Consider the following 22,117-nt stretch of genomic DNA (forward strand, 5'->3'; position numbering starts at 1 on the left):
ACCTTCTTACAAAGTCTTTGTTTACTATTTGATTATATCACTCTAATACACTCTTGACAATAGGTGTTACACAGTGTATAATAGTGATACAAAACTATAGGGAGATGGTGAAGATGTACAAAGAAATATATAACCAGCTTTGGGATATGCGTTCAAGCCTTATTGACTATTGCGACAAGATGGATGAGTTTATGAAAAAAGTACTTGAAGAAGGTGAGAGAGATTTAGTAATAGCTCTTAAAAATGAACTTGAGTGTGCAGTTACTGTTGTAAACATGCTTATGAGTAAAATTTTTTACAAAGCCATATATCAAAAATAAGGGGAGCGTGATTTTACAATGCCAAAGGTAACAGTGAACATACCTAAGCCAGTCTATGACAAGCTTTGTAAACTTGCAGTTGAAGGCAGGACTTTGGACGAGATTGTAACCCATGCAAGTGGAATTTTGATTGACACTATAAGAAGAGCTACCAAAAGAGAGTTAGAGACAGCTCACTGGTTTACAATTGCTTCTGCCATTGATATGGATTACAGAAAGCTTTTGATTGCATTTTTAGACCAAGGCACAGAGCTATTCTCATCAGTCTTTATAAAGAACCTCAAAGTTGGAAATAACAGAGAAACTTCTCAGTGTTTAAGAACTCTCATATTGCTTGAGTACTTGAAAGAGTGTATACACAATGAAGGTATTGTAAATCTGGTAGAGCTCAGATATCCACCTTTGGATGAAGAACTCAAGTTTTGGCAGGACAAAGGCTTTACAATTCCAGAGAACATACTTCTAAAATCCAATTCAGAAAGCGAGGCGGTTTATCAATGATAACAATTGAGAAAGCTCAAACAAATGATGTATTTGAAAAAGTCTTTTCGCAGCTAACAGTTGACCTTGTAAGCTATAGGTCTAACGAGATTTTAAAAGACCCAGAGTATTTAAAGACAACAGGCAAAATTGATATCCTTGAGGCAAAGCTCAAAGAACTGATGAGTAAAGAAGCTTTAGAAATTTACACAGAGATTGAAGAACTCCAGAACTACCTATGTGCAATTTATGAACTTCACGGTTACAAACAAGGTCTCAAAGATGGTGCAAAACTGACAGTAAAGCTTTTGGCAGAATAGAAGCTTATGTTGGAGCCGATGGGGTGAGAACCTGTCGGCTCTTAAATACAAGTGAAGGAGGTTGACTATGAAGGCAGAGGCGTTATTATATCTCAAGGCTGCTGAAAGAACAATTGCAAGCTTTTTATCTGAACAAAAAATGGACAAGCCAGCAGGGCAAAGCATAGAAGAGATACTCAAAAAAACTGTTTTCTATCTGATCAGGTATATAAACACCAAACCAAAAACTGATTTTACGACAATGGAAGATGTAGAAGCTGCTCTTTCACTGCAAACTTTGGCCTTACAATTTATTGCTCAAATGACACCAAAACAGTTTTTAAACATCTTCCCTATCAGGAAATTTTACAAGGGTAGCAAGTATTCAACCAAAGATTACTACACAACAAAAAAAATGCTCAGCAAAGTTGATATGAACAGTCCTATTGGTGACAAGGTTATTGATTTTTTATGGGATTATGCCAATGACGACATAGAAGAATTTCTTGTAAGATACATGGTCACAGTCAGCAAATTAAGAAGATTTGAAGGCAAACCATCCCTTGCTGAAGAGATGGCAAAAGAACTTGGGCTTAAAACTTATAGATTGTATCAAAGCAGCAATGGCAAAAAGTTTTTGCTTGATGAAGAAACAGGCAGAACTATAAGAGTTAAAGAAAGACCAAAACATTTGAAACTGATAAAAGGCAGGGGTAGGGGGGAGTCAAAAATTTTGTAAAAAGCTTATGGATCGCGCGGGGCAAGTCAGCGCGCAAAAAGTTCCCTTTATTTCGCAAAAGGGGGTATCCTTATTTGGGGATACCTTTTTTGTTGCAAACACATAACAAGATTATGACAAAATTCGACATAAAAGCTTTGCATATAGTATAATCATAGTAAGAACATAAGTTTGAGGTGATTTCAAAATGCCATACTATGACTGGGAAAGTTTAAAACGTGAGTTTATGCTTGGAGATTTCAAGACTCTCAAAGAGTTTGCACAGGCTAAAAATATAAGCTATGGATTTTTGAGAAACAAAGCAAAAGGCTGGACTCAGGAGAAAAGACAACTTAGCAAAACCAAGAGTCAGCTTGTGGTTGAAAAGACATTGCAAAAACAAATAGAAAAAGCAAGCGACTACAATACTTTGCATGTTGAGTTTTGGGACAGGCTTCTTGACTTGGTGTGGCAGGCTTTGCATGATGAGAAAACCATCAAAACCAAGGATGGCAGAATAAACATTTATGCACTTGAAAAGCTGGCTTTGGTGGTTGAGAGGGTGCAAAAAGGACAGAGACTTGCTCTTGGACTTGATGAGAAAAACTCAAATCAACCGCAGATTGAAGACAGTATTAGAGAACTTATCAAAGCACTTCATGAACCAGATGAGCCTTCTGTTTTAAACTAAGCTTGCAATATAAGGAGTGGCAATAAACAAATGCAGCAGTCAGAAAAAAGACAGTTTGCCAAGGTACAAAGCCAGCTTTTAATTGTCGACAACCTGAAGCTTGTGTATCATGTTGCAAATAAATTTATGCCATGTCCAAAGGGCTATTACTATGAAGTTGATGACCTTGTCAGTGAAGGGTACATTGGACTTGTTGTTGCAGCAAAGAACTATGACCCTGCCAAAGGCAGTTTTTCAACCTATGCTTGCAAGGTGATTGAGAGCAAGATAAAAAGAAGCTTGCCAAAATACGAGTTATCTTGTGCCATCTCTTTGGACAGTCCAGTATCAAAAGAACCCGAAGAAGATACATCTACAGTTGCAGATATAATCTCAGATGGTTATTCAGTCGAAAGCGAAGTGATTAGGAAAGACACAGTCCAAAAGCTACATAGGTATTTTGCCATCTTAACCGAAGAGGAAAAAGAAAGAGTCTTATATTACATCTCCACAGGAAAGAATTTACCTGCCAGTGATAATGTGTTCAAAAAAGCAAGAAGAAAGATAATAGCCAAGATGAGACAAGAACAGTTTGAGGCAGACCTTGACGACTTGACAGTGTTTATATCCTGCCCAGCTGTGCATATAGCAAGTGGTAGTAATTTTGGCTATTCACCAGTTGAGGCAACTGTTATTGATAGAGAAGAGAAAAGAAAACAGCTTGAGGTTTTGTCTGCAATACCACAATTGGACAAGCTGAGGGTTTTAAAACAACAAGGCGAACAGGACAGAATGAAACTTCTTGTTGCCAAGTGGGAAGTAGAAGAGTTTATAGAACGCAACTGGGATAATCTCACAATCCAGAATGCAAGGCTTTTGCAGGACTATTTTGTGTATTGTCTTTCCCATCTTTCAATGGTACAAAAGTATGGCAGCAAGTACAGAGAGCAAATAAAAAGAGTGGTCAAAAAGTTAGCTTTGTAAAAATTTTTTCTTGCGAAAAAAGCGAAAAAAGCGAAAAAAGTCTTGAGAATAGGAATATCAAGGTTTTTAGTATACCTACTTTTTTCGCAGCTATTGCGAAAAAAGTTCAGAAAAAGCCTAAAAACCTTGTGGCGACTGAATTACAACCTTGCGAAAAAAGTGTGAAAAAAGTCCATATACCCTATAGGGGGTATAAAACTTTGGTATATCCCCCCACCTTGACAAGTAGGCAAGCCATCTTGAGACCGGCGGGCCCAGCTCCAAAAACCTGCGATTGACACGCACACGAGGGGGGTTAAACAAAAAAGGTTAAAAAACAAACAAAATTTCGCATTTTAGCTTAAAAAGTCTGAAATAATTTTAAAATTGCTTAAAACATTGCAATTTTAAAGAGGCTAAAAAGCTTTCACAGGACAAAAAGGAAAGACAGAGAACAGATACAAAATTTCAAAAGATCATTTTGAACCTTTGAAACATTCACAGCATAGCCAGTAATTTAAATGTTCAAATTGAACCTTATAATTCCTTTCCAGTAATTCCATTCTTACCATCGTTTATAAGCACATCAAAATGGCAAGATGGTATTTTATATTCCCCTATCTCATTCTGCACGTTGTAGAGACTTTAAAAGCGCTTTGAGAAGGTTGTCAAACGTGTCAAATGCAAAGTTTAACGTGACAGGTTGACAATTTAACAGAGCTGATTTTGACCGCAGCGGTCAAAGTGGAACAAGCTTAACAACCATCGAGAAAAGATTAACAGGTTAACAGTTTTAAATTGTCAAGAAGTGTCAAATTGTTTTATAAACGCTGTCCTGTGTTAAGAAATGTTAAGGTAAGCTACAGCTTTGACCTCTCTTTAAAGCTTATCAACCTTGGCACATCTCAAAATGGCAGTTATTCAAGTTTAACAGCCGATGAAATTCGTTGTCTGTTTTCAGCCAAGCCGACGAAATTCGTATGCTTGAACATGCTAACAAATGCTAACCTTTGGAGAAGACTCTACAAAGGGTATTCTAACTTGGAACATCCTAAATACAGGGTGTCGAAATTCACGACACCCCATAAACTATTCGGAAATTTCGGAGTCCCTAAAAAAAGAGCAACATAAAACTTACAATTTTGCAGTTCCTAAAAGGTGACTTCCTAACTTGGAAAGTCATTTTAAAGGGGAATGGACCTATAAATCCTTGTAGTTTTTCAATCAGGACCAGCGCGCTGGGGTTTGCATATGTGACCGCAAGTTTTCAATGTCTTTTGGAGCTTGTCTGTTCTTTGCAGGCTTTAGTTTAAACTCCAGAATTTTGAGCAAAAAGCTACTTAGTAAAACTTAAGGTTTGTTAAGGTTTTGAATTTGATAAAACTTGAGAAAACTGGAGGTTTTGCATTTGGGTGACTTGCTGACAAGTAAAAAGTGCAACTAACAGTCGCACTTTTACCAAAAAATTTTTAAACTGCACTTACAAATAGGAAATTAATTAGCATAACTTGAAATAAAACCAAAATTCATATCTAATAGTTGGCAATAAAGACAGACAAAATACATATTTGGACGATTTCTGATTGCACAAAACTATATTTTTGCGCAATATAATAACAATGATTTCTTTGTTTACAAGTGTATAAAATACGTATTTATTTTTTATTGTTCCCACTTGATTTGGCAAATTTTTTGTGATATATACAATATTGTATATGGGACAGTCACAAAGTGAGACAACCTATATACGGCACAAAATAAATGTTTGGAGGTGATATTATGAACATTCTTGAAAAACTCAGAAGGGAAAGAAATTTGAGTATTTCTAAGGTATCTATAAAAACGGGGCTCAATTACAACATATTGTGGCAGGTCGAAAAAGGGTATAGGAAGGCATACCCAAGAATGATGAAAGCTCTATCTGAATTCTATGGGGTTGCTGTAAATGAGATTTTTGAAGATGATGGGACTCCCAAAGTTGTCAACAGATAAGGAGAGAGGAATCCAAAAATTTTGAGTTTTGAAGGAGAAAATTTAAAAAATTTTGAGTTTTGCCTTAAGACAATATTACAAAATGGTAAACACATTGTCAACTAAATGAAACATTTTTATGAAAATTAAACAAAAAGGAGGTGTAATACTTTGAGTAGTATTGGAAAAAACTACAATAGAATGTTAAGAGCAGCGATTGCTTACGTAGAAAAGTTGAACTGGGCTGTTTTGCCCCTGCATTCTGTGATAAATGGCAGTTGTACCTGTGGAAAAAAAGATTGTACAAGCGCAGGCAAACATCCCATCGGTGAGATTGTACCTAATGGAGTGAAAGATGCCACAAAAGATATCAGCAAAGTAAAAGAATGGTGGCTCAAAAAGCCATGGGCTAATATTGGTATCGCAACTGGTAAGATATCTGGATTCTTTGTTTTGGATGTTGACGGTGAGATAGGGAAGGAAGAATTGAGAGCTCTTGAAGTTGAATACGATAAGCTACCTGATACTGTTGAACAGTTAACAGGTAGTGGAGGTAAACATATTCTCTTTAAATATCCCGAAAATATTGTAATACAAAACAAGGTAGGCTTTATTCCTAAGGTAGATATTAGGGGCGATGGAGGTTACATTGTTGTTGCTCCATCTATTCATAAAAGTGGCAATCAATACATGTGGGAAGCTTTCAGCCACCCATTGGAGGTTGAGATAGCTGAGCCTCCAAAATGGTTGATTGATATGATAGCCGAAAAGCCTTCAACACCAGATGGAAAAAGACCACCTGAATGGTGGAGAAAATTAGCACAAGGCGTACCAGAAGGCTACAGAAATATGTCGGCAGCCTCTCTTATGGGGCTGTTGCTGAGGAAGAGGATAAATCCTGTTTTAGCTACTATGCTGGTTATAGCATGGAATAGAGAATTCAATAAGCCACCAATGGATGATAAAGAAGTTATAAGAATATGTGAATCAATAGCCAAAAGAGAGGTACAAAGACTAAAGGAGGGAATGAAATAATGAGCAACATCATAGAACTTGAGACACTTTTAAATTCAGCTCAAAACAATCAAGAGTTTGAAGATTTGGACAATATAGAGATAAAAGAATTTCCTCAGCCTATGCCTGCAGAGGTATATCGAGGAATGGTAGGTACTATTGTAAAATATCTTGAAAACTTTACTGAAGCAGCTCCTGAAGCTTTGCTTATCAACTTATTGGTAGTATTTGGTGCCATTGTTGGGAAGGAAGCATGGATAGAGGTAGGAGGCGACAGGCATTATCCAAATCTCTTTGCTGTCTTGGTAGGAGATACTGCAAGTGGACGAAAAGGGTCAAGTTGGTCAATTATTGAAAGGGTATTGGAGAAAGCTGACAAAAATTTTGTATTAAACAATTTAAGAAATGGTACAGTGTCAGGTGAGGGTATTATATATCATGTCAGAGACCCTATTTTCAAGTGGGACAAGAACTCTGAGACTTATGAAATGATAGACCCCGGCGTTGAGGATAAGAGGTTACTTATTATTGAGTCTGAGTTTGCCTCTCTACTTAGGGTTATGAAAAGAGAAGGGAACACAATTTCTCCATTGTTAAGGAATGCATGGGATGGCAAATACAAATTAGAGACACTCTCAAAAACAAATTACACAAAGGCAACTAATGCTCATATCTCATTGATTGGGCATATAACGTTTGATGAACTGAAAAAAGAATTATCAGACGTTGAGAAAATGAACGGTTTTGGCAACAGGTTTTTATGGGTATGTACACGAAGAAGCAAACTGTTACCTAATCCACCGTTATTACCAGAGGACAAGCTTACAGGTTGGGGATTATTATTAAGAGAGAGTATTTCAAAAGCACCAAAAGGTTTAATTACAAAAACTCCTGCAGCTGAAGAAGCTTGGGCACTTATATATGAAAAATACGCAGACAAGGGAGAAGGTGAGACAGCGGCTTTAATAGGCAGGGCAGAAGCACAGATTTTGAGATTAAGCCTAATATATGCTTTATTAGATGGGAGCGAGAAAATTACTCATGAACATATATGCACTGCAAGGTTGGTGTGGGAGTACTGTCAAAAATCTGTTGAATTCATTTTCAGTGAATTCAACAGAGAAAAAGAAAGCTCAATGGTTTTAAATTTATTGAGCGCACTAAAAGAAAAACCATTGAGCCAAAGCGAAATTTATGAGGTTTTCAACAAACATATCAATGCCAAGAAAATGGCTTATTTGCTAAAAAAGATGAGTACAAAAGGTTATATAGAAGCAAAGAAAGAAAGAAGCAACGGCCGACCAAAAACACGCTGGTACATTACACCACTTGGTCTAAAGAAACTGGAATCTTCTAATATCGATTTTGCTTCTTAACAAATTTTGCAGAGGGACTTTTTTCGCACTTTTTTCGCAGAGCTTTGCGAAAAAAGTCCCTACCTCAAACCCTTGAAAATCCTGTTTTTTAGAGTTTTTTCGCTTTTTTCGCTTTTTTCGCAGGAAAAAGTTTTTTGAATATACGTTCGCTATAAGGGGGTTGGTTTTCAATGCAATATCACAGTACTACAAATTTTGGACTAACATTTTCTCAATGGTTAGATATTTGGATGAATCAATTCATGAAAATTAAACTGAGACCTACAACCTATTCAAGCTATATTCAGCTTATAAACAAGCATATAAAACCCAAACTGGGTCATATTCAGCTTCAAAATTTATCCCCTTTGGCTATTCAAGAGTGTTACAATAGCCTTTTACTTGAAAACCTTTCACCTAAAACAGTTAAGAACATTCATGTAATTATCCACAGTGCTCTAAAACAAGCTATAAAATGCGGCTACATAAATCAAAATGTATCTGAGGCAGTAGCACTACCCAAAGTTGAACGTCCAGAAATAAAAACTCTCTCTTCAGAGCAAGTAACAACATTTTTGCAAGCTGCCCAAACAGACTCTCTTTATCCTGCATTTTTGTTAGAGCTTTATACAGGTCTCAGGCGAGGCGAACTGTTAGGGCTAAAATGGGATGACATAGACTTTGATAATTGTACCATTCACGTTAAAAGGTCATTAGTTAGAGTATATGACCACAATTTGAAAAAAACAACACTCCTTCTCCAGCCACCTAAGACCAAAGCAGGTTATAGAGTTATACCAATTCCAGACTTTGTTGTTGCAGAATTAAAAGAACTCTATGAGGAACATCAAAGGATAAAATTATCCCAGCCTAACTTTAACTCTTTAAATTTGATGTTTGTTACTACTCAAGGAACACCTATCGACCCAAGGAATTTTGAGAGAAAATTTAAACAACTTCTCAAAAAAGCCAATTTGCCAAACATCAGGTTACACGATTTGAGGCATACTGTGGCTACCTTGCTATTGCAGCAGAACGTACATCCCAAAATTGTCCAAGAAATCTTAGGGCATAGAGATATCTCAACCACGTTGGATATTTACAGTCACGTTAACATTGAGCTAAAGAAAAAAGCTACATCTTGCTTAGTAGAAATCCTGAATTCGTGAAATAGAATCACGAATTCGTGACAAAAAGGTTTTTTTAATGGTCGGGATGACAGGACTTGAACCTGCGACCTCCTGGTCCCGAACCAGGCGCTCTACCAAGCTGAGCCACATCCCGACCTTTTTCTTTATATGTTTTTTAAAATAAAGTTTACAAAGCTCTATTTAACATTATATAATAATTTTCAAAAAAATCAATCGAAAAAGGAGAATAAAATTGAAGCTTATAAGAAAAAGATTTTACCCAGAAGAAGAGATAGATATCTCATCTGACCAAATAGTCTACCTCGACGAACAAGTATTGGTCACCAAGTGGCTGCCAATCAAAAAAAGAGAGGATATCAAATGGGGAGCTTCTTGCATATACTTTGACAAGGGAATAAAGATTAGCAAGGTCTATGGACATGATGATAGACTAATTTACACCTATTGTGATATCATTAATACACGGAAAGATGAAGAAAAGATTGTCACAGAAGATCTGCTTGTTGATGTTGTGGTATATCCTGACGGTAGCTACAGAATAATGGACATAGATGAGCTTGTAATGCTGAGAAGAGAAAATAAAATCTCTGAAGAGATGGTTTTAGATGCGCTTCACAAGCTCAATTTTCTTTTAAACGACATTTACAATGGTTTTGAACTGGACAAGGTAGAAGAGTATCTTAAGAAAAAGGAGTGAAAACCCAGAATGATAATTATTGGTGAGAAAATAAATTCAACAGTCAAAAACGTCGCAGAGGCTATAAAAAATGAAGATTACAATTTCATAGTATCCCTTGCAGAAAAACAGGCAAAAGCAGGTGCTCATTATATAGATGTAAACGCTGGGGCGTTTGTTGACATTGAGGCGGAAATACTAAAAAAGATGGTTCAAAGCATTCAAAGCAAAGTTGACACCCCACTTTCAATTGACAGTCCACGACCAGAGGTAATTTCTGAGGTTATGAAAGTCTACAGGGGTCAAAGAGCAATTTTCAATTCTGTTATATATGAGCAAGGAATCTTAAATAAAGCTCTGCCCGTGATAAAAGAGTACAACATGAAAGTTGTTGCACTTTTGATGGAAGACAGTGGTATTCCTGAAGATCCTAAAAGTAGACTTGAGATAGCAAAACGACTTGTTGACAGATTTGACAAGGAAGGAATCTTGCTTGAGGACATTTTTTTGGACCCGATGGTTCAGCCAGTTTCTGTGGATAAAAGATATGTTGATATTGCACTTGAGACAATCAGGCTTTTGAGGAATGAGTTTGAGAATGTGAATATCATATGCGGACTTTCAAATATATCCTTTGGCTTGCCAAAAAGAAGATGGATAAACAGAGCATTTTTGCCTATTGCAATCTATTATGGACTCAACAGTTGTATTGCTGATCCGCTTGATGATGTTCTGATGAAACTCATTTATGCTTCTGAGACTTTGTCTGGGCAGGATGAGTTTTGCATGGAATTTATAACAAAAGCACGGGAAGGTTTTTTAGATTAAAAAAGCATATGAAAAGGTGAAAAGATGCTAAGGGTTTCGAAAGTAGCTGAAAAAAGCTTAGCTCATAAATGCGGTATCGTAGAAGGAGATATGATTTTGAGCATAAATGGTAATAAAATTAATGATCTTCTTGACTATATGTATTACTCCAAGGATGAAAGTCTTGTAATAGAATATATAAGAGACGGCAATATCCAAAAAATAGGGCTTATAAATAGAAAAGTGAAGCCTCTTGGGATGGAATTTGAATATGAGAATGTAAAAAGGTGCACAAACAAATGTATATTTTGTTTTATTGACCAGCTTCCCAAAGGAATGAGAGATACCTTATATGTCAAAGACGATGACACCGTTCTTTCGGTTTTAAGTGGTAACTATATCACTCTTACCAACCTGACTACAGAAGATTTTGAGAGAATAGTTAAGTTTCACTTGAGTCCTTTGAAAATTTCTGTGCACACAACAGACCCGCAGCTTCGAAAATTTATTCTTAAAAATCCCAAAGCTTCTTTGATTTTAAAGCAACTTGAATATTTGTCAAGCCACAACATTGAATTTGATGTTCAAATAGTTTTGATGAAAAATATCAACGATAAAGATAATCTTGACAGGACTATATCAAGCCTTGCAAACTTCTATCCAAACCTTCGGTCGATTGCAGTTGTGCCTGTTGGACTTACCAAGTATAGAGAGGGGCTTTTTGAACTTGAGCCTTTTTCAAAAGAGGATGCAAAAGAGGTTCTTTGGCAGATATCAAAATGGCAAAAAGAGTTTGAAAGAAGATTTGGAACCAAACTTGTATTTGCTTCAGATGAGTTTTATGTAAAGGCAGAAGAGAAAATACCTGATTATAGATTTTATGAAGAGTTCAGACAGATTGAAAATGGAGTGGGTCTTCTTGCCCTTTTTAAAAAACAGTTTTTAAGTAGCTTAAAAAAACTAAAACCAAATGTTAAATTAAAAAAACGTATAACTCTTGTGACATCTGTGGCAGCATATAAGTTTATGAAAGAACTAATTGAAACTTTTAACCAGAAATACCCAAATATAAAGGTTGATGTTGTGGCTATTGTCAATAATTTTTTTGGTGAAAATGTCACTGTTGCAGGGCTTTTAACTGGCCAGGATATTATAAGCCAGCTAAACTGCAGAGAACTTGGGGATTATGTTTTGGTTCCTGCATGTGCTCTCAATCATGAAAATAAATTCTTGGATGATGTTCATATAGATGATGTTGCCAAAGAAATAAAAAAGCCTGTATATCCTGTGCAAAATCATGGCAGAAAACTTTTATATTACCTTTTGAAAGGTGGTGAGAAGAATTGAAGCCAACAGTTGCAATAGTTGGAAGACCAAATGTGGGTAAGTCAACACTTTTTAACAGGCTCATTGGCGAAAGACGGGCAATTGTGGATGACACACCGGGTATTACCCGTGACAGGATAATTGGTGAGACAGAATGGAGAGGAATCACTTTTAATGTGATTGACACTGGCGGAATTGAACCGTACTCTGAAGACATAATATTAAAACAAATGAGAAGACAAGCCCAGTTTGCAATTGATATGTCTGACGTTATTATTTTCATGGTTGATGGCAAGACTGGTCTTACTGATGCAGACAGAGAAGTTGCCAACATGCTCAGAACCTCAAAAAAACCAATTGTTCTTGCTGTAAATAAGATTGATAATATTTCGCAGCAGGCTATGATATATGAGTTTTATGAGCTTGGGCTTTCTGACCCGATAGCTATGTCTGCTGAGCACGGAACAGGAGTTGGAGATGTTTTAGATGCAGTTGTTAATTATTTAAATAAAGAGGGAATAAATGAAATAGAGGAAGGTACAATAAAGGTGGCGATAATAGGGAAGCCAAACACAGGAAAGTCCTCTCTTGTAAATTATATTCTTGGTGAGGAAAGGGTTATTGTGAGCGATATTCCTGGAACAACGCGCGATGCGATAGACTCTACGTTCGAATTTGAAGGCATTCCTATAACTTTGATTGACACGGCTGGACTTCGGCGAAAAAGCAAGATATATGACAACGTGGAAAGGTATAGTATGCTGAGAACTCTTCAGGCAATAGAAAGAAGTGATATCTGTATAATTTTACTGGATGGAACAGAAAATGTTTCTGAACAAGATGCAAAGGTTGCAGGATATGCTTATGAGGCTGGGAAAGGTTGTATTGTGGCAGTCAACAAATGGGATGCTGTTGAGAAGGATGAAAAAACTGCAGATGAGTACAAAAAACAGATAGAAGAAAAGCTCAGTTTTCTAAAATTTGCACCGGTACTTTTTATTTCGGCAAAAACAGGGTTCAGAGTCAAGAAGCTGCTTGAGACAGTATTATATGTATATGGCAATTATACACGAAGAATAACCACCGGTCAGTTAAATGATGTTTTAGCAGAAGCAACTACAATCTATCAGCCACCAAGCGACAAAGGAAAGCAGCTCAAAATCTATTACATGACTCAGGTGTGTGAAAAACCGCCCAAAATAGCTATTTTTGTAAACAGCAAGGACCTGTTTCATTTTTCATATCAACGGTATATTGAGAATTATTTGAGAAAAACCTTCGACTTTACTGGAGTTCCGATAATATTTCTTATTAGAGAGAAAGGGGAACAGGACAAATGAAAGCACTTCAGATTTTGATTATCCTTGCAGTGGGTTATTTACTGGGAAGCGTTCTTCCAGCCCTCATAATCGGCAAGATGGTAAATGGTATTGATATTAGAAAGTATGGGAGTGGAAATCCTGGAACAACAAATGTTTTGAGGACTCTTGGAATTGGTCCTGCAATTTTGGTTTTTGCAATTGACGTTTTAAAAGGAGTTGTTGCGACCTTGTTTGCAAAGATAGTTATGCCAGATGACGTTGTGCTTGGTGTTACTTTGGCTGGATTTGCGGTTATTTGGGGGCATACTTTCCCACTTTATTTCGGGTTCAGGGGAGGAAAGGCAGCGGCAACTTCAATTGGTGTTGCGCTTGTTGCAACACCTACCATAACACTTGTTGTGATTGCTTTAGCGCTTATTGTTCTTCTACTGAAAAGGTACATGTCTTTGACAGTGATTGTTGGAGCAATTTTGTATTTCTTTGCAGTTCTGACATTTGCAAGAGAGTATTGGTTTTTAGCTTTAATTATTTTAGTGGTTATAATCGTAAGACACAGAGAAAATATTAAAAGGCTTTTAAATGGCACAGAAAGAAAGGTAGGGGAAAGGGTTAAGCTTCAATAAACAAAATGAATTCGTATAGTAAAATAGCTGCTTACTATTCAAAATTTTCGTCATTGTTTTTTAGTAGGAAAGACATTCTCAGATTTATTGAAAAAAGTTTTTTGAATTTTGGAGTTAAAAAAGATTGTAAGATATTGGATATAGGGTGTGCAGATGCCAAACTGCTATTTCTTTTAAAAAGGAGAAGTTTTAAAAAACTTTATGGAATTGATATTTCTGCAAAGATGATAGAGCTTGCTTTCAAAAGAGCCGTTTTAAAAGGGATAAAGCTTTACAATCTGAATTTTTTGAATTTTACGTCCAGAAAGAAGTTTGATGCTGCTCTGTGCACAGTGGATGTTGTAAATCACATTCCTAAGAAAGAGATATTTGGCTTTTTTAAAAGTGCCAATACCATTTTGAAGAAAAATGGAATATTTATTTTTGATATAAATACCAAAGAATACCTACAAAAGCTTGGCAAGAGAAGATTTGTTGTCAAAAAAATTGGAGGAACACTTTTGAGATGGAAGTTTAGCTTAAGCTCAAGGTATCTCAAAATAAATTTCTCAGTAAGAGAAAAAAATGGTGAGAATGTTTCGGAAGATGTATACCAGTTTATATATGACGAGGAATTTATTGAGAATACCTTAAAAGACTGCGGTTTTGAGGTCTTGAAGAAAGTGTATGATTATAAGCTGCCTTTTAAAACCAAATTTTCATCAAAAGTGTGCTATGTGTGTAAGAAGATTTGGTGAATAATAATATCTCAAAAAAGAGAATAATATTCTGTGTAAATCATTTTTGAAGAAGGTGGATTTTTAAAAATGCGAGGCAAGGTCAAATGGTTTAATCCCGAAAAAGGTTATGGGTTTATAAGTGCTGACAATGGCGAAGATGTGTTTGTGCACTTCTCTGCTATCAATATGGAGGGGTACAAGACACTTGCAGAAGGGCAGACGGTTGAGTTTGACATTGTGAAGACAGAAAGAGGCAATCAGGCTTTGAATGTAAGGAAAGTAAAATAAGCTTCTGGCAGTTTTGCTGGAAGCTTTTTTGTTTTTGGATTAAAATAGACTTATATAACTCTCAATAAATTGAATTTCGGAGGGAGAATTTACATGGCACAAATTTTAAGGGCTCTGTCAAAAGACAAAAACATAGCAATCTTTATCATGGAGTCAACAGATATAGTAGAATATGCGTGCAAAATACATAATCTTCCACCTATTCCTGCAGCAGCTTTAGGAAGGTTATTGACAGCAACATCTATGATGGGTGTTATGTTAAAAGGTGAAAATCATTCTGTGTCAGTTCAAATATCATGTTCAGGTGTACTCAAAGGTTTGGTTGCTGTTTCTGACTCAAAAGGAAATGTAAAGGGATATGTAAAAAACAAAGAGGTACTCACAGAGATTGATGAGAGAGGAAAGTTAAATGTAAAAGGAGCAATTGGAGAAGGCACGCTAACGGTGATAAAGGATTTGGGTTTGAAAGAACCTTATATAGGTCAAATTGAACTTGTATCTGGCGAAATAGCAGAGGATATAACACACTATTTTGCCATGTCAGAACAAATTCCTTCAGCAGTTGCGCTTGGTGTTTTAATTGACAGAGATGAAAGTATAAAGTCAGCAGGAGGCTTTATTATTCAGGTTTTACCTGAGACAGATGAGAAGGTTATTTTGGAACTTGAGCAGAAATTGAAGGATTTTTCGAATATCTCATCAGTACTTGAAAATAAAAGCATTGAAGAGATTGTAAAAGAACTTTTTGGCAATATAGAATATGAAGTGTTAGCTAAGTATCATCCAGTATACAAGTGTGACTGTTCTAAAGAAAAGGTGGAATCTATAATTCCGCTTTTGAAGGACGAAGAAATTTCAAATGAGATAATCGAAATTGTATGCACTTTTTGCCAGAAAAAATACTATTTTTCCAAGGAAGAAGCTTTTAAAATTAAATATGGTGAATAATTGAGAGAAAAATCGAGATTTTTTTAGCAATAGTAAGGAGAAGCTAAAATTTGAGCTAAAACGGCTAAATTTAAAAAAATTTTGCCCAAAAAATACTATTGAAAAAAACACGCATCTTAAGTATAATAAAACATGTCGCCGCTGATTGAAGCGGCGGTTGAAAAAATGGGCGGTTAGCTCAGCTGGGAGAGCACCTGCCTTACAAGCAGGGGGTCGCAGGTTCGAGCCCTGCACTGCCCACCATATAAAATGGCCCAGTAGCTCAGTCGGTTAGAGCGCCAGCCTGTCACGCTGGAGGTCGAGGGTTCGAGTCCCTTCTGGGTCGCCAGCTTAAAAATAAATGTGCCTCGGTAGCTCAGTTGGTAGAGCAGAGGACTGAAAATCCTCGTGTCGGTGGTTCGATTCCGCCCCGAGGCACCATCTTTTAAAATGAGCGGGAATAGCTCAGGTGGTAGAGCGCTACCTTGCCAAGGTAGATGTCGCGGGTTCGAGTCCCGTTTCCCGCTCCAAAATTTTATATAAGAAAAAATACGGCGCCATAGCCAAGCGGTAAGGCAAGGGTCTGCAAAATCCTGATTCCCCGGTTCAAATCCGGGTGGCGCCTCCAATATGTGAAAGTTATTAAACCTGCTCTGAAACGCGTGAGCAGGTTTTTGTTTTTCTAAAGAAGGATTTTTTGAGCTTTGTGTCGAATAAAAATATACTGTACGCTTTTTTAAAGGTTGTCAAATTATTGACAAGAAATTTTATTCTAAAGAGGAGGGATTATTGTGGGAGCCTACATAGCTTTAATCTATGGAGTTATTGTATTTGCAATTCTTGTAATCATTGGTCTTGTCAGGTTTATCTTTTCTCAAGAAAAAGGCAATGAAAAGATGCAGGAGATTGCAGGTGCAATTAGAGAAGGTGCAATGGCATTTTTAAACAGGCAGTACAAAACTATAGGTATTCTTGCGTTGATTGTAGCTGTTATAATCATCATTGCAAACTATTTTGGTAACCTTTCAAAAGGTTCGGCACAGGCTGCTTCGATTGCTTTTCACATAGGTTTTGCTTTTATAACAGGTGCACTCTGCTCAGCAATATCTGGGTATTTGGGAATGTATATTGCAGTGAATTCTAATGTCAGAGCTGCAGCAGGTGCAAGAAAAGGCCTGAACAGAGCCTTGCAGATAGCTCTTCGTGGCGGTGCAGTGACAGGATTGGCTGTGACCGCGCTGTCGCTTTTGGGTGTTGCGACACTGTTTTTACTGTACGGAGGAGCTTCTGGAAAAGAAAATCTTATAAAAGAGGCTCCTTCGTTGATTGTTGGTTTTGGCTTTGGTGCATCGTTTGTGGCTCTCTTTGCTCAGCTGGGCGGTGGAATTTATACAAAGGCTGCTGACGTTGGCGCTGACCTTGTAGGTAAAGTAGAAGCAGGAATTCCTGAGGATGATCCGAGGAACCCAGCTGTTGTTGCTGACCTTGTTGGTGACAATGTTGGAGACTGTGCAGGCCGTGGTGCAGACCTTTTTGAGTCAACAGCAGCTGAGAATATAGGTGCTATGATATTGGGTGTTGCACTGTATCCGGTGTTCGGATGGAAGGGAATTTTGTTCCCGCTTGTTGCGCGTGCTGTAGGTATTGTTTCCTCTGTTATTGGTCTTTTCTTTGTCAACACAAAGGATGAAAGCAAAGACCCAATGAAGGCTTTGAATAAAGGTTATTTTGTTACTACAATTTTGAACTTGATAGTATTGATTTTCATAGTAAAAGCAATGCTCTCTGGCAAGCTTCCAAACGGTCAAGAGGTTAACTGGTGGCTTTTGTATGGCTGTGCAGTTGCAGGAATAATTCTTAGCTATATTTTCGTATGGCTTACAGACTTTTATACCTCATACCACTACAGACCTGTTCAGGAGATAGCTAAAGCATCAACAACTGGGCCTGCAACAAATATCATTACAGGTATGTCTGTTGGTATGGAATCAACTGCATTACCGGTTATATTTATCTCAATTGCGATTTATATCGCATACAAGCTTGGTGAACATGCACTTCCTGGGTTTGCAAACGGAGGACTTTACGGAACAGCAATTGCGACAATGGGTATGCTTTCAACCTGTGCATACATTTTAGCAATGGACACATTTGGACCGATTACAGACAATGCAGGTGGTATCACTGAGATGTCAGGTGCACCTGAAGAGGTAAGAAATGTTACAGACAGGCTTGATGCCTGCGGTAATACTACAAAAGCCTTGACAAAAGGTTATGCTATTGGTTCTGCGGCACTTGCAACTTTCTTACTTTTCTCTGCTTACCTTGATGAGGTCAAAAAGATACTGGGAAGACCACTTGAGTCTTGGTTCTCTGTTGATATTGGAAAACCTGAAGTATTCATCGGTGCATTTATAGGTGCGATGGTTGTTTACCTTTTCAGCTCAACAGCAATAAGGGCGGTTGGAAGAGCAGCTCAGTATGTTATCTTGGAAGTAAGACGTCAATTTAAAGAGATACCTGGCATTATGGAAGGAAGAGCAAAGCCTGACTACGCAAAGTGTGTTGATATTGTTACAAAAGGTGCTTTGAAAGAGATGGTTGTTCCTGGTATGATAGTTGTTATTGCGCCAATACTTGTTGGAATACTTCTTGGTAAAGAGGCAGCAGCAGGCTTTTTAATGATAGGAACAATTGCAGGTGTTATCTTGGCACTTTTCCTCAACAACGGCGGTGGTGCTTGGGACAATGCAAAGAAGTTCATAGAGCTTGGCAACTACGGCGGTAAGAGGTCAGATGCACACAAGGCAGCAGTCGTTGGCGATACAGTGGGTGACCCATGCAAAGACACAGCAGGTCCGTCCTTGCATGTGCTTGTAAAGCTTATATCTACAATTACTCTTGTATTTGTATCACTCTTTAGATAAAAGATTTATTTGGGAAAATAGAGGCAAAAGGGAAGAAGGGAAGCTACAGTCCTTCTTCCTTTTTTTTGTTTTTGAGAATTGAAGATAGGGACTGAATTTAAGTTTGCTTATACAGAAAATAAATTAAAGTTGTTAAACAATTTTCAAAAATGGTATAATAAAATTAGGAAATGAATAGGGGGAGCACAGATGGGTCTGTTTGGATTAGGGGTTCCAAAACAGATAAAAGAGCTGGGACGCGACATCTGTGAGCCGCTTGATGTTGAGTACATTGAAGGTCATCCAGACATAAAGTATCAGGGTAGAATGAAGTTGCATGTCTGCCAAAACGGTTTTTACCTAATTGACCCATCAAAAAAACACTTTGGAGTTGTTAAGTGGACAGATTTTAAAGATGCATACCCCAGCAAGACAGGTGACAGAAGAACAGTGATTGCAACAAATAATTTCAAGATTTATTTACTTGGGATTGAAGAAAGGGTTTGCGAGGTTTTGACAAAGAGGATGGCAAGCTAAGGTGAGGTAAGTATATGCTTGAAAGGTGTTTTGTAAGGAGAGGGACTGCGCTTTGCAGTCCTTTATTTTTTGGACTAAATATGTCAAAATATTTACTCTTCTACAGAAAAATTTATTGAGGTGGGAATTTTTAATTTAATCGAGATCTAAACTCAAAAAATGAAATTACTTTGACGAAAAAAAGCAAAATTGATCATTGACAAAGTTGCAAGTAGTTGTATAAAATTTTAACAGAAAACTACAGGGAATAAGTGGTTAAAAGATTAATTGTAGCAAAAATCATAATAGAACAAGAAAAAAACACAAAAGCTATATTTAGCAAAAGTATACGGATAATGAGTGGAAAATACTGCTATGTAAGACAGAGGAATATACTAAGATTAGAGCAATCTTAGTTTTGATCTACGGTCACAATCTCTATTGTGCGCATAGGAGGTGTGATAAAAAAATTAACGAGGACCTTCTGCTTCGATTTCTAATGTGGGACTCAATGGCGCTGGCTATTCACTTAATGTATCTTACTCCCATGTCAATAAATGTTGGCAAAGATGCAGCGGTGGCCAAACAATTAATTAAAATTCAAATTTTAGGAGTGATTCAATATTGAACAAAAAAATGATTGGAAAGGCGCTTTAACCATTATAAGAACAATAACTTTAGTTTTTATGTTTACAGCCTTTATATTCCAAGATACAAACGTAAGTCTTTTGTTTATTCTTTCAGTTTTAACTGCTACCTATATATATATCAAACTATTTTTAGTCAGAAATAAAAATATGATTCAATGACAATAGTTAGGGTGGGCAAAAAGTAAATAATTGCCTACCCCTGTTTATTTTGTTTATTAGTTTGATCTTGGTACAAAAATTTTGTCCGTAAAATACAATAATTAAATCCAAAAACATACTTCTCAGTATATTGTCATAGCTGCTTTGGTGTTGCATATTCTCTTGATTTTCACAAATGTAAATGGAAAGAACAACTGAGAAGAGACTTAGTAACTTTTCGGAGGGTAATTATAATGTCTGTTCCACTTTATATTGCCACTGAATTAACAAAAAAATTTGGAAATAAAATGGTTATAGATAAACTGAGTTTTGAAATATATGAAAATGAATTCGTTTATTTAAAAGGAGCAAATGGAGCAGGAAAGACTACGCTACTCAATATTATTGCAAAGTTAGATAATTTATGGGGTGGTGAACTAAAATTTAAAGGCGTAAGCTTAAAAAAGATAAAATTACATAATTATCCAATCAGTTATATACCAGATACACCTATTTTTTATGAAGGTTTAACAGTAAAGGAGCATTTGAATTTTATATCCTCAATGTATGGTTTAAAAGACGAAGAAGCAAGAGAAATTGTAAATATATATGTTAGTGTATTTAATTTAAAAGAATATTTGAATTATTTACCTTCTCAACTTTCGCGTGGTAATAAGCAAAAAGTAATGCTGTGTTGTGGTTTGCTAAAGGATTTTGAGGTGTTAATAGCTGACGAGCCATTTAATTTTTTGGATACTGATTCTATTAAGGCTTTATTCGAAATATTATCTATAATAAAAAGTAGTGGAAAGACTATAATATTAACATCGCATGAAGTTGAATATATAAAAAGTTTGATAGACAGAGAGATTGAACTTAAGAGGAGTGTAGAGTAAAGTGTTAAAGTTGCTTTTAGTTGAATATAAAGATAAACTACGAATGCAAATGTTGATATTTAAACGTTCTGGAGTAATACTTGTATTTGGATTGATATTATTATTTTGGATAATGCCAAATTTGATTAATACCCATTATTTAAATAAATTGAATTATTTAGCAATTAGATGGATGCTCTTTTCAGCTATTACATTATACTTTACTTTGAAGATATATATATCTAAAAATACTAACTTCTACATTTATTTACCTACATTTGTTCATTTTTATACGCAAAATTTTTATAGACTTGGACTTGTAATAATAATGAGACTTATCAACTACTTAATTTCAAGAAGTTTTTTATTTTACTTTTTATATAAAATCATGATATATATATTTGGTGATAATTTACATTCTTTTATAACAAAGGAAATTTTATTTCTGTTTATTGTAACAGACATTTTTTCAGAGTCAATCAAGTTTATTTGTTCGTTTACTCTTTTTTTAAAATATTCTTTCATAATAAAAACGCTATCGTTGTTGACGTTTGTTTTATTAGTTTACGTTTTGAAGGAAAAGGTTTTTCTTATATTATTAGCAATTGAGATAGTGTTAATACCCATAATTTTGAAAAACGTTGATACACAGAAATTGCTAAATTATAGCAAGATTATATATAAATCAAATTGGGGATTTGCAAAAGGTGACTGGGGATTACTTGTAGAAGTAGGTGAAGAATACAAGAAGTTGATTGATTTTAGTGAAAAGAAATCTTGTGATTTGGTGCTGTCATTTCCGTTTAATGCTTATTTATACCAATTTTTGATTTTCAAAAGAGTCTATTCGAGGCAATTAATGTTGTTATTGTTGATAACTATATTATCGATTATTATCATGCCAAAACAGCAATTAAGTGTGCAGCCATATTGCTATTTTATCATTCATAGCTTCTTATTATTTTACCTTTTACTATTCTACCTGATGGATACAAAAGAACATGTATATTTCTATATGCATAGATTGAACAACTTAAAATTAATATTTTCAGCATTGTCTTTTGTGCTTATTAATATATTTTTAAATTTCTTACTACTTGCCTTTTTACAACCGTTTTGGTATTACAAAGTGATTTGGTATTTAGTATTAGATTCACTCTTGTTTTTTGTGTTGAAAATTTTTTGGCAAAATGAAAAAGTTAAGTTCTTAATGTTGTGTGGCGTAATAATTCTCCAAGGTTTGTTACTTAAATTTTAATTTTCTTTGGGAAATAAAATCTTTGCTGTAACACTTTGTTAACTTACCAATTTCAAAAGCCTCCTTAATTACGATTAAAGGGAATAAGAGCCTTAGCAGAAGGCTTTATTTTTTTGTAGATAAGTACCCCTCTTCTTTTTCTTGA

General features: G+C 36.0%; 22 protein-coding genes and 6 tRNA genes. 27 read left to right on the forward strand and 1 reads right to left on the reverse strand.

Going from position 1 to position 22,117, the window contains the following annotated elements:
* The first annotated feature begins 113 nt into the window (after positions 1-113).
* From ATHE_RS03665 to ATHE_RS03710, 10 genes are all read left to right on the forward strand, one after another.
* Positions 114-320, forward strand: coding sequence for a hypothetical protein (locus ATHE_RS03665; protein ID WP_015907292.1), 207 nt, complete (start codon positions 114-116; stop codon positions 318-320).
* A gap of 18 nt (positions 321-338) precedes the next feature.
* The gene (locus ATHE_RS03670; protein WP_015907293.1) at positions 339-821 is read left to right on the forward strand and encodes a hypothetical protein; all 483 of its coding nucleotides are present in this window, start codon (positions 339-341) and stop codon (positions 819-821) included.
* Entirely contained in the window at positions 818-1,120 is a 303-nt protein-coding gene (locus tag ATHE_RS03675) for a DUF6809 family protein (RefSeq protein WP_015907294.1), read from the forward strand. Before ATHE_RS03670 ends, ATHE_RS03675 begins: the two co-directional genes overlap by 4 nt.
* Before the next feature lie 67 nt (positions 1,121-1,187).
* Positions 1,188-1,838 (forward strand): hypothetical protein, encoded by a 651-nt coding sequence (locus ATHE_RS03680; protein WP_015907295.1) that lies wholly within the window; start codon positions 1,188-1,190, stop codon positions 1,836-1,838.
* A gap of 187 nt (positions 1,839-2,025) precedes the next feature.
* Positions 2,026-2,508, forward strand: a complete 483-nt coding sequence (locus tag ATHE_RS03685; RefSeq protein WP_015907296.1) for a hypothetical protein — start codon at positions 2,026-2,028, stop codon at positions 2,506-2,508.
* Between the two features lie 30 nt (positions 2,509-2,538).
* Positions 2,539-3,471 carry a sigma-70 family RNA polymerase sigma factor gene (locus tag ATHE_RS03690; RefSeq protein WP_012660747.1) on the forward strand — a complete coding sequence of 311 codons (933 nt, stop codon included), beginning with the start codon at positions 2,539-2,541 and terminating at the stop codon, positions 3,469-3,471.
* A 1,758-nt stretch (positions 3,472-5,229) separates the two neighbouring features.
* A complete protein-coding gene (locus ATHE_RS03695; protein ID WP_015907297.1) occupies positions 5,230-5,442 on the forward strand; it encodes a helix-turn-helix domain-containing protein in 213 nt (70 codons plus the stop codon).
* Positions 5,443-5,592: 150 nt separating this feature from the next.
* Positions 5,593-6,456 carry a bifunctional DNA primase/polymerase gene (locus tag ATHE_RS03700; protein ID WP_015907298.1) on the forward strand — a complete coding sequence of 288 codons (864 nt, stop codon included), beginning with the start codon at positions 5,593-5,595 and terminating at the stop codon, positions 6,454-6,456.
* Positions 6,456-7,811, forward strand: a complete 1,356-nt coding sequence (locus ATHE_RS03705; protein ID WP_015907299.1) for a helix-turn-helix domain-containing protein — start codon at positions 6,456-6,458, stop codon at positions 7,809-7,811. Before ATHE_RS03700 ends, ATHE_RS03705 begins: the two co-directional genes overlap by 1 nt.
* A 170-nt stretch (positions 7,812-7,981) precedes the next feature.
* Positions 7,982-8,959, forward strand: coding sequence for a tyrosine-type recombinase/integrase (locus ATHE_RS03710; RefSeq protein WP_015907300.1), 978 nt, complete (start codon positions 7,982-7,984; stop codon positions 8,957-8,959).
* A 38-nt stretch (positions 8,960-8,997) separates the two neighbouring features.
* Here the strand turns inward: ATHE_RS03710 and ATHE_RS03715 are convergent.
* A tRNA-Pro gene (locus tag ATHE_RS03715) sits at positions 8,998-9,074 on the reverse strand.
* 99 nt (positions 9,075-9,173) lie between these two features.
* Here ATHE_RS03715 and ATHE_RS03720 point away from each other — a divergent pair.
* The 17 genes from ATHE_RS03720 (at position 9,174) to ATHE_RS03800 (ending at position 21,972) form a co-directional block, all read left to right on the forward strand.
* The gene (locus ATHE_RS03720; protein ID WP_015907301.1) at positions 9,174-9,638 is read left to right on the forward strand and encodes a DUF402 domain-containing protein; all 465 of its coding nucleotides are present in this window, start codon (positions 9,174-9,176) and stop codon (positions 9,636-9,638) included.
* 9 nt (positions 9,639-9,647) lie between these two features.
* The gene (locus ATHE_RS03725) at positions 9,648-10,445 is read left to right on the forward strand and encodes a dihydropteroate synthase (protein WP_015907302.1); all 798 of its coding nucleotides are present in this window, start codon (positions 9,648-9,650) and stop codon (positions 10,443-10,445) included.
* 24 nt (positions 10,446-10,469) lie between these two features.
* Positions 10,470-11,771: a DUF512 domain-containing protein gene (locus tag ATHE_RS03730; RefSeq protein ID WP_015907303.1), complete on the forward strand. Its 1,302-nt coding sequence runs from the start codon at positions 10,470-10,472 to the stop codon at positions 11,769-11,771.
* Positions 11,768-13,090 (forward strand): ribosome biogenesis GTPase Der, encoded by a 1,323-nt coding sequence (der, locus tag ATHE_RS03735; RefSeq protein WP_015907304.1) that lies wholly within the window; start codon positions 11,768-11,770, stop codon positions 13,088-13,090. Before ATHE_RS03730 ends, der begins: the two co-directional genes overlap by 4 nt.
* The gene (gene plsY, locus ATHE_RS03740) at positions 13,087-13,695 is read left to right on the forward strand and encodes a glycerol-3-phosphate 1-O-acyltransferase PlsY (RefSeq protein WP_015907305.1); all 609 of its coding nucleotides are present in this window, start codon (positions 13,087-13,089) and stop codon (positions 13,693-13,695) included. Before der ends, plsY begins: the two co-directional genes overlap by 4 nt.
* 5 nt (positions 13,696-13,700) lie before the next feature.
* Positions 13,701-14,432 carry a class I SAM-dependent methyltransferase gene (locus ATHE_RS03745; RefSeq protein ID WP_015907306.1) on the forward strand — a complete coding sequence of 244 codons (732 nt, stop codon included), beginning with the start codon at positions 13,701-13,703 and terminating at the stop codon, positions 14,430-14,432.
* A 69-nt stretch (positions 14,433-14,501) separates the two neighbouring features.
* Positions 14,502-14,702, forward strand: coding sequence for a cold-shock protein (locus ATHE_RS03750; protein ID WP_015907307.1), 201 nt, complete (start codon positions 14,502-14,504; stop codon positions 14,700-14,702).
* Positions 14,703-14,795: 93 nt separating this feature from the next.
* On the forward strand, positions 14,796-15,650 hold the full coding sequence (gene hslO / locus ATHE_RS03755) for an Hsp33 family molecular chaperone HslO (RefSeq protein WP_015907308.1): 855 nt from the start codon (positions 14,796-14,798) through the stop codon (positions 15,648-15,650).
* 167 nt (positions 15,651-15,817) lie between these two features.
* A tRNA-Val gene (locus ATHE_RS03760) sits at positions 15,818-15,893 on the forward strand.
* 8 nt (positions 15,894-15,901) lie between these two features.
* Positions 15,902-15,978 (forward strand) — tRNA-Asp (locus tag ATHE_RS03765).
* 16 nt (positions 15,979-15,994) lie between these two features.
* Positions 15,995-16,070: transfer RNA gene (locus ATHE_RS03770), tRNA-Phe, on the forward strand.
* A 13-nt stretch (positions 16,071-16,083) separates the two neighbouring features.
* Positions 16,084-16,159: transfer RNA gene (locus ATHE_RS03775), tRNA-Gly, on the forward strand.
* 23 nt (positions 16,160-16,182) lie between these two features.
* Positions 16,183-16,257 (forward strand) — tRNA-Cys (locus ATHE_RS03780).
* A 163-nt stretch (positions 16,258-16,420) separates the two neighbouring features.
* Complete coding sequence (locus tag ATHE_RS03785; protein WP_015907309.1) at positions 16,421-18,556, forward strand: sodium-translocating pyrophosphatase; 2,136 nt, start codon at positions 16,421-16,423, stop codon at positions 18,554-18,556.
* Between the two features lie 189 nt (positions 18,557-18,745).
* Positions 18,746-19,072, forward strand: a complete 327-nt coding sequence (locus ATHE_RS03790; RefSeq protein ID WP_015907310.1) for a hypothetical protein — start codon at positions 18,746-18,748, stop codon at positions 19,070-19,072.
* Between the two features lie 1,021 nt (positions 19,073-20,093).
* A complete protein-coding gene (locus ATHE_RS03795) occupies positions 20,094-20,735 on the forward strand; it encodes an ATP-binding cassette domain-containing protein (RefSeq protein ID WP_015907311.1) in 642 nt (213 codons plus the stop codon).
* Between the two features lies 1 nt (position 20,736).
* The gene (locus ATHE_RS03800; RefSeq protein ID WP_015907312.1) at positions 20,737-21,972 is read left to right on the forward strand and encodes a hypothetical protein; all 1,236 of its coding nucleotides are present in this window, start codon (positions 20,737-20,739) and stop codon (positions 21,970-21,972) included.
* Positions 21,973-22,117 lie beyond the last annotated feature (145 nt).

The sequence above is a fragment of the Caldicellulosiruptor bescii DSM 6725 genome (genome assembly GCF_000022325.1).
Classification (GTDB): Bacteria; Bacillota; Thermoanaerobacteria; order Caldicellulosiruptorales; family Caldicellulosiruptoraceae; genus Caldicellulosiruptor; species Caldicellulosiruptor bescii.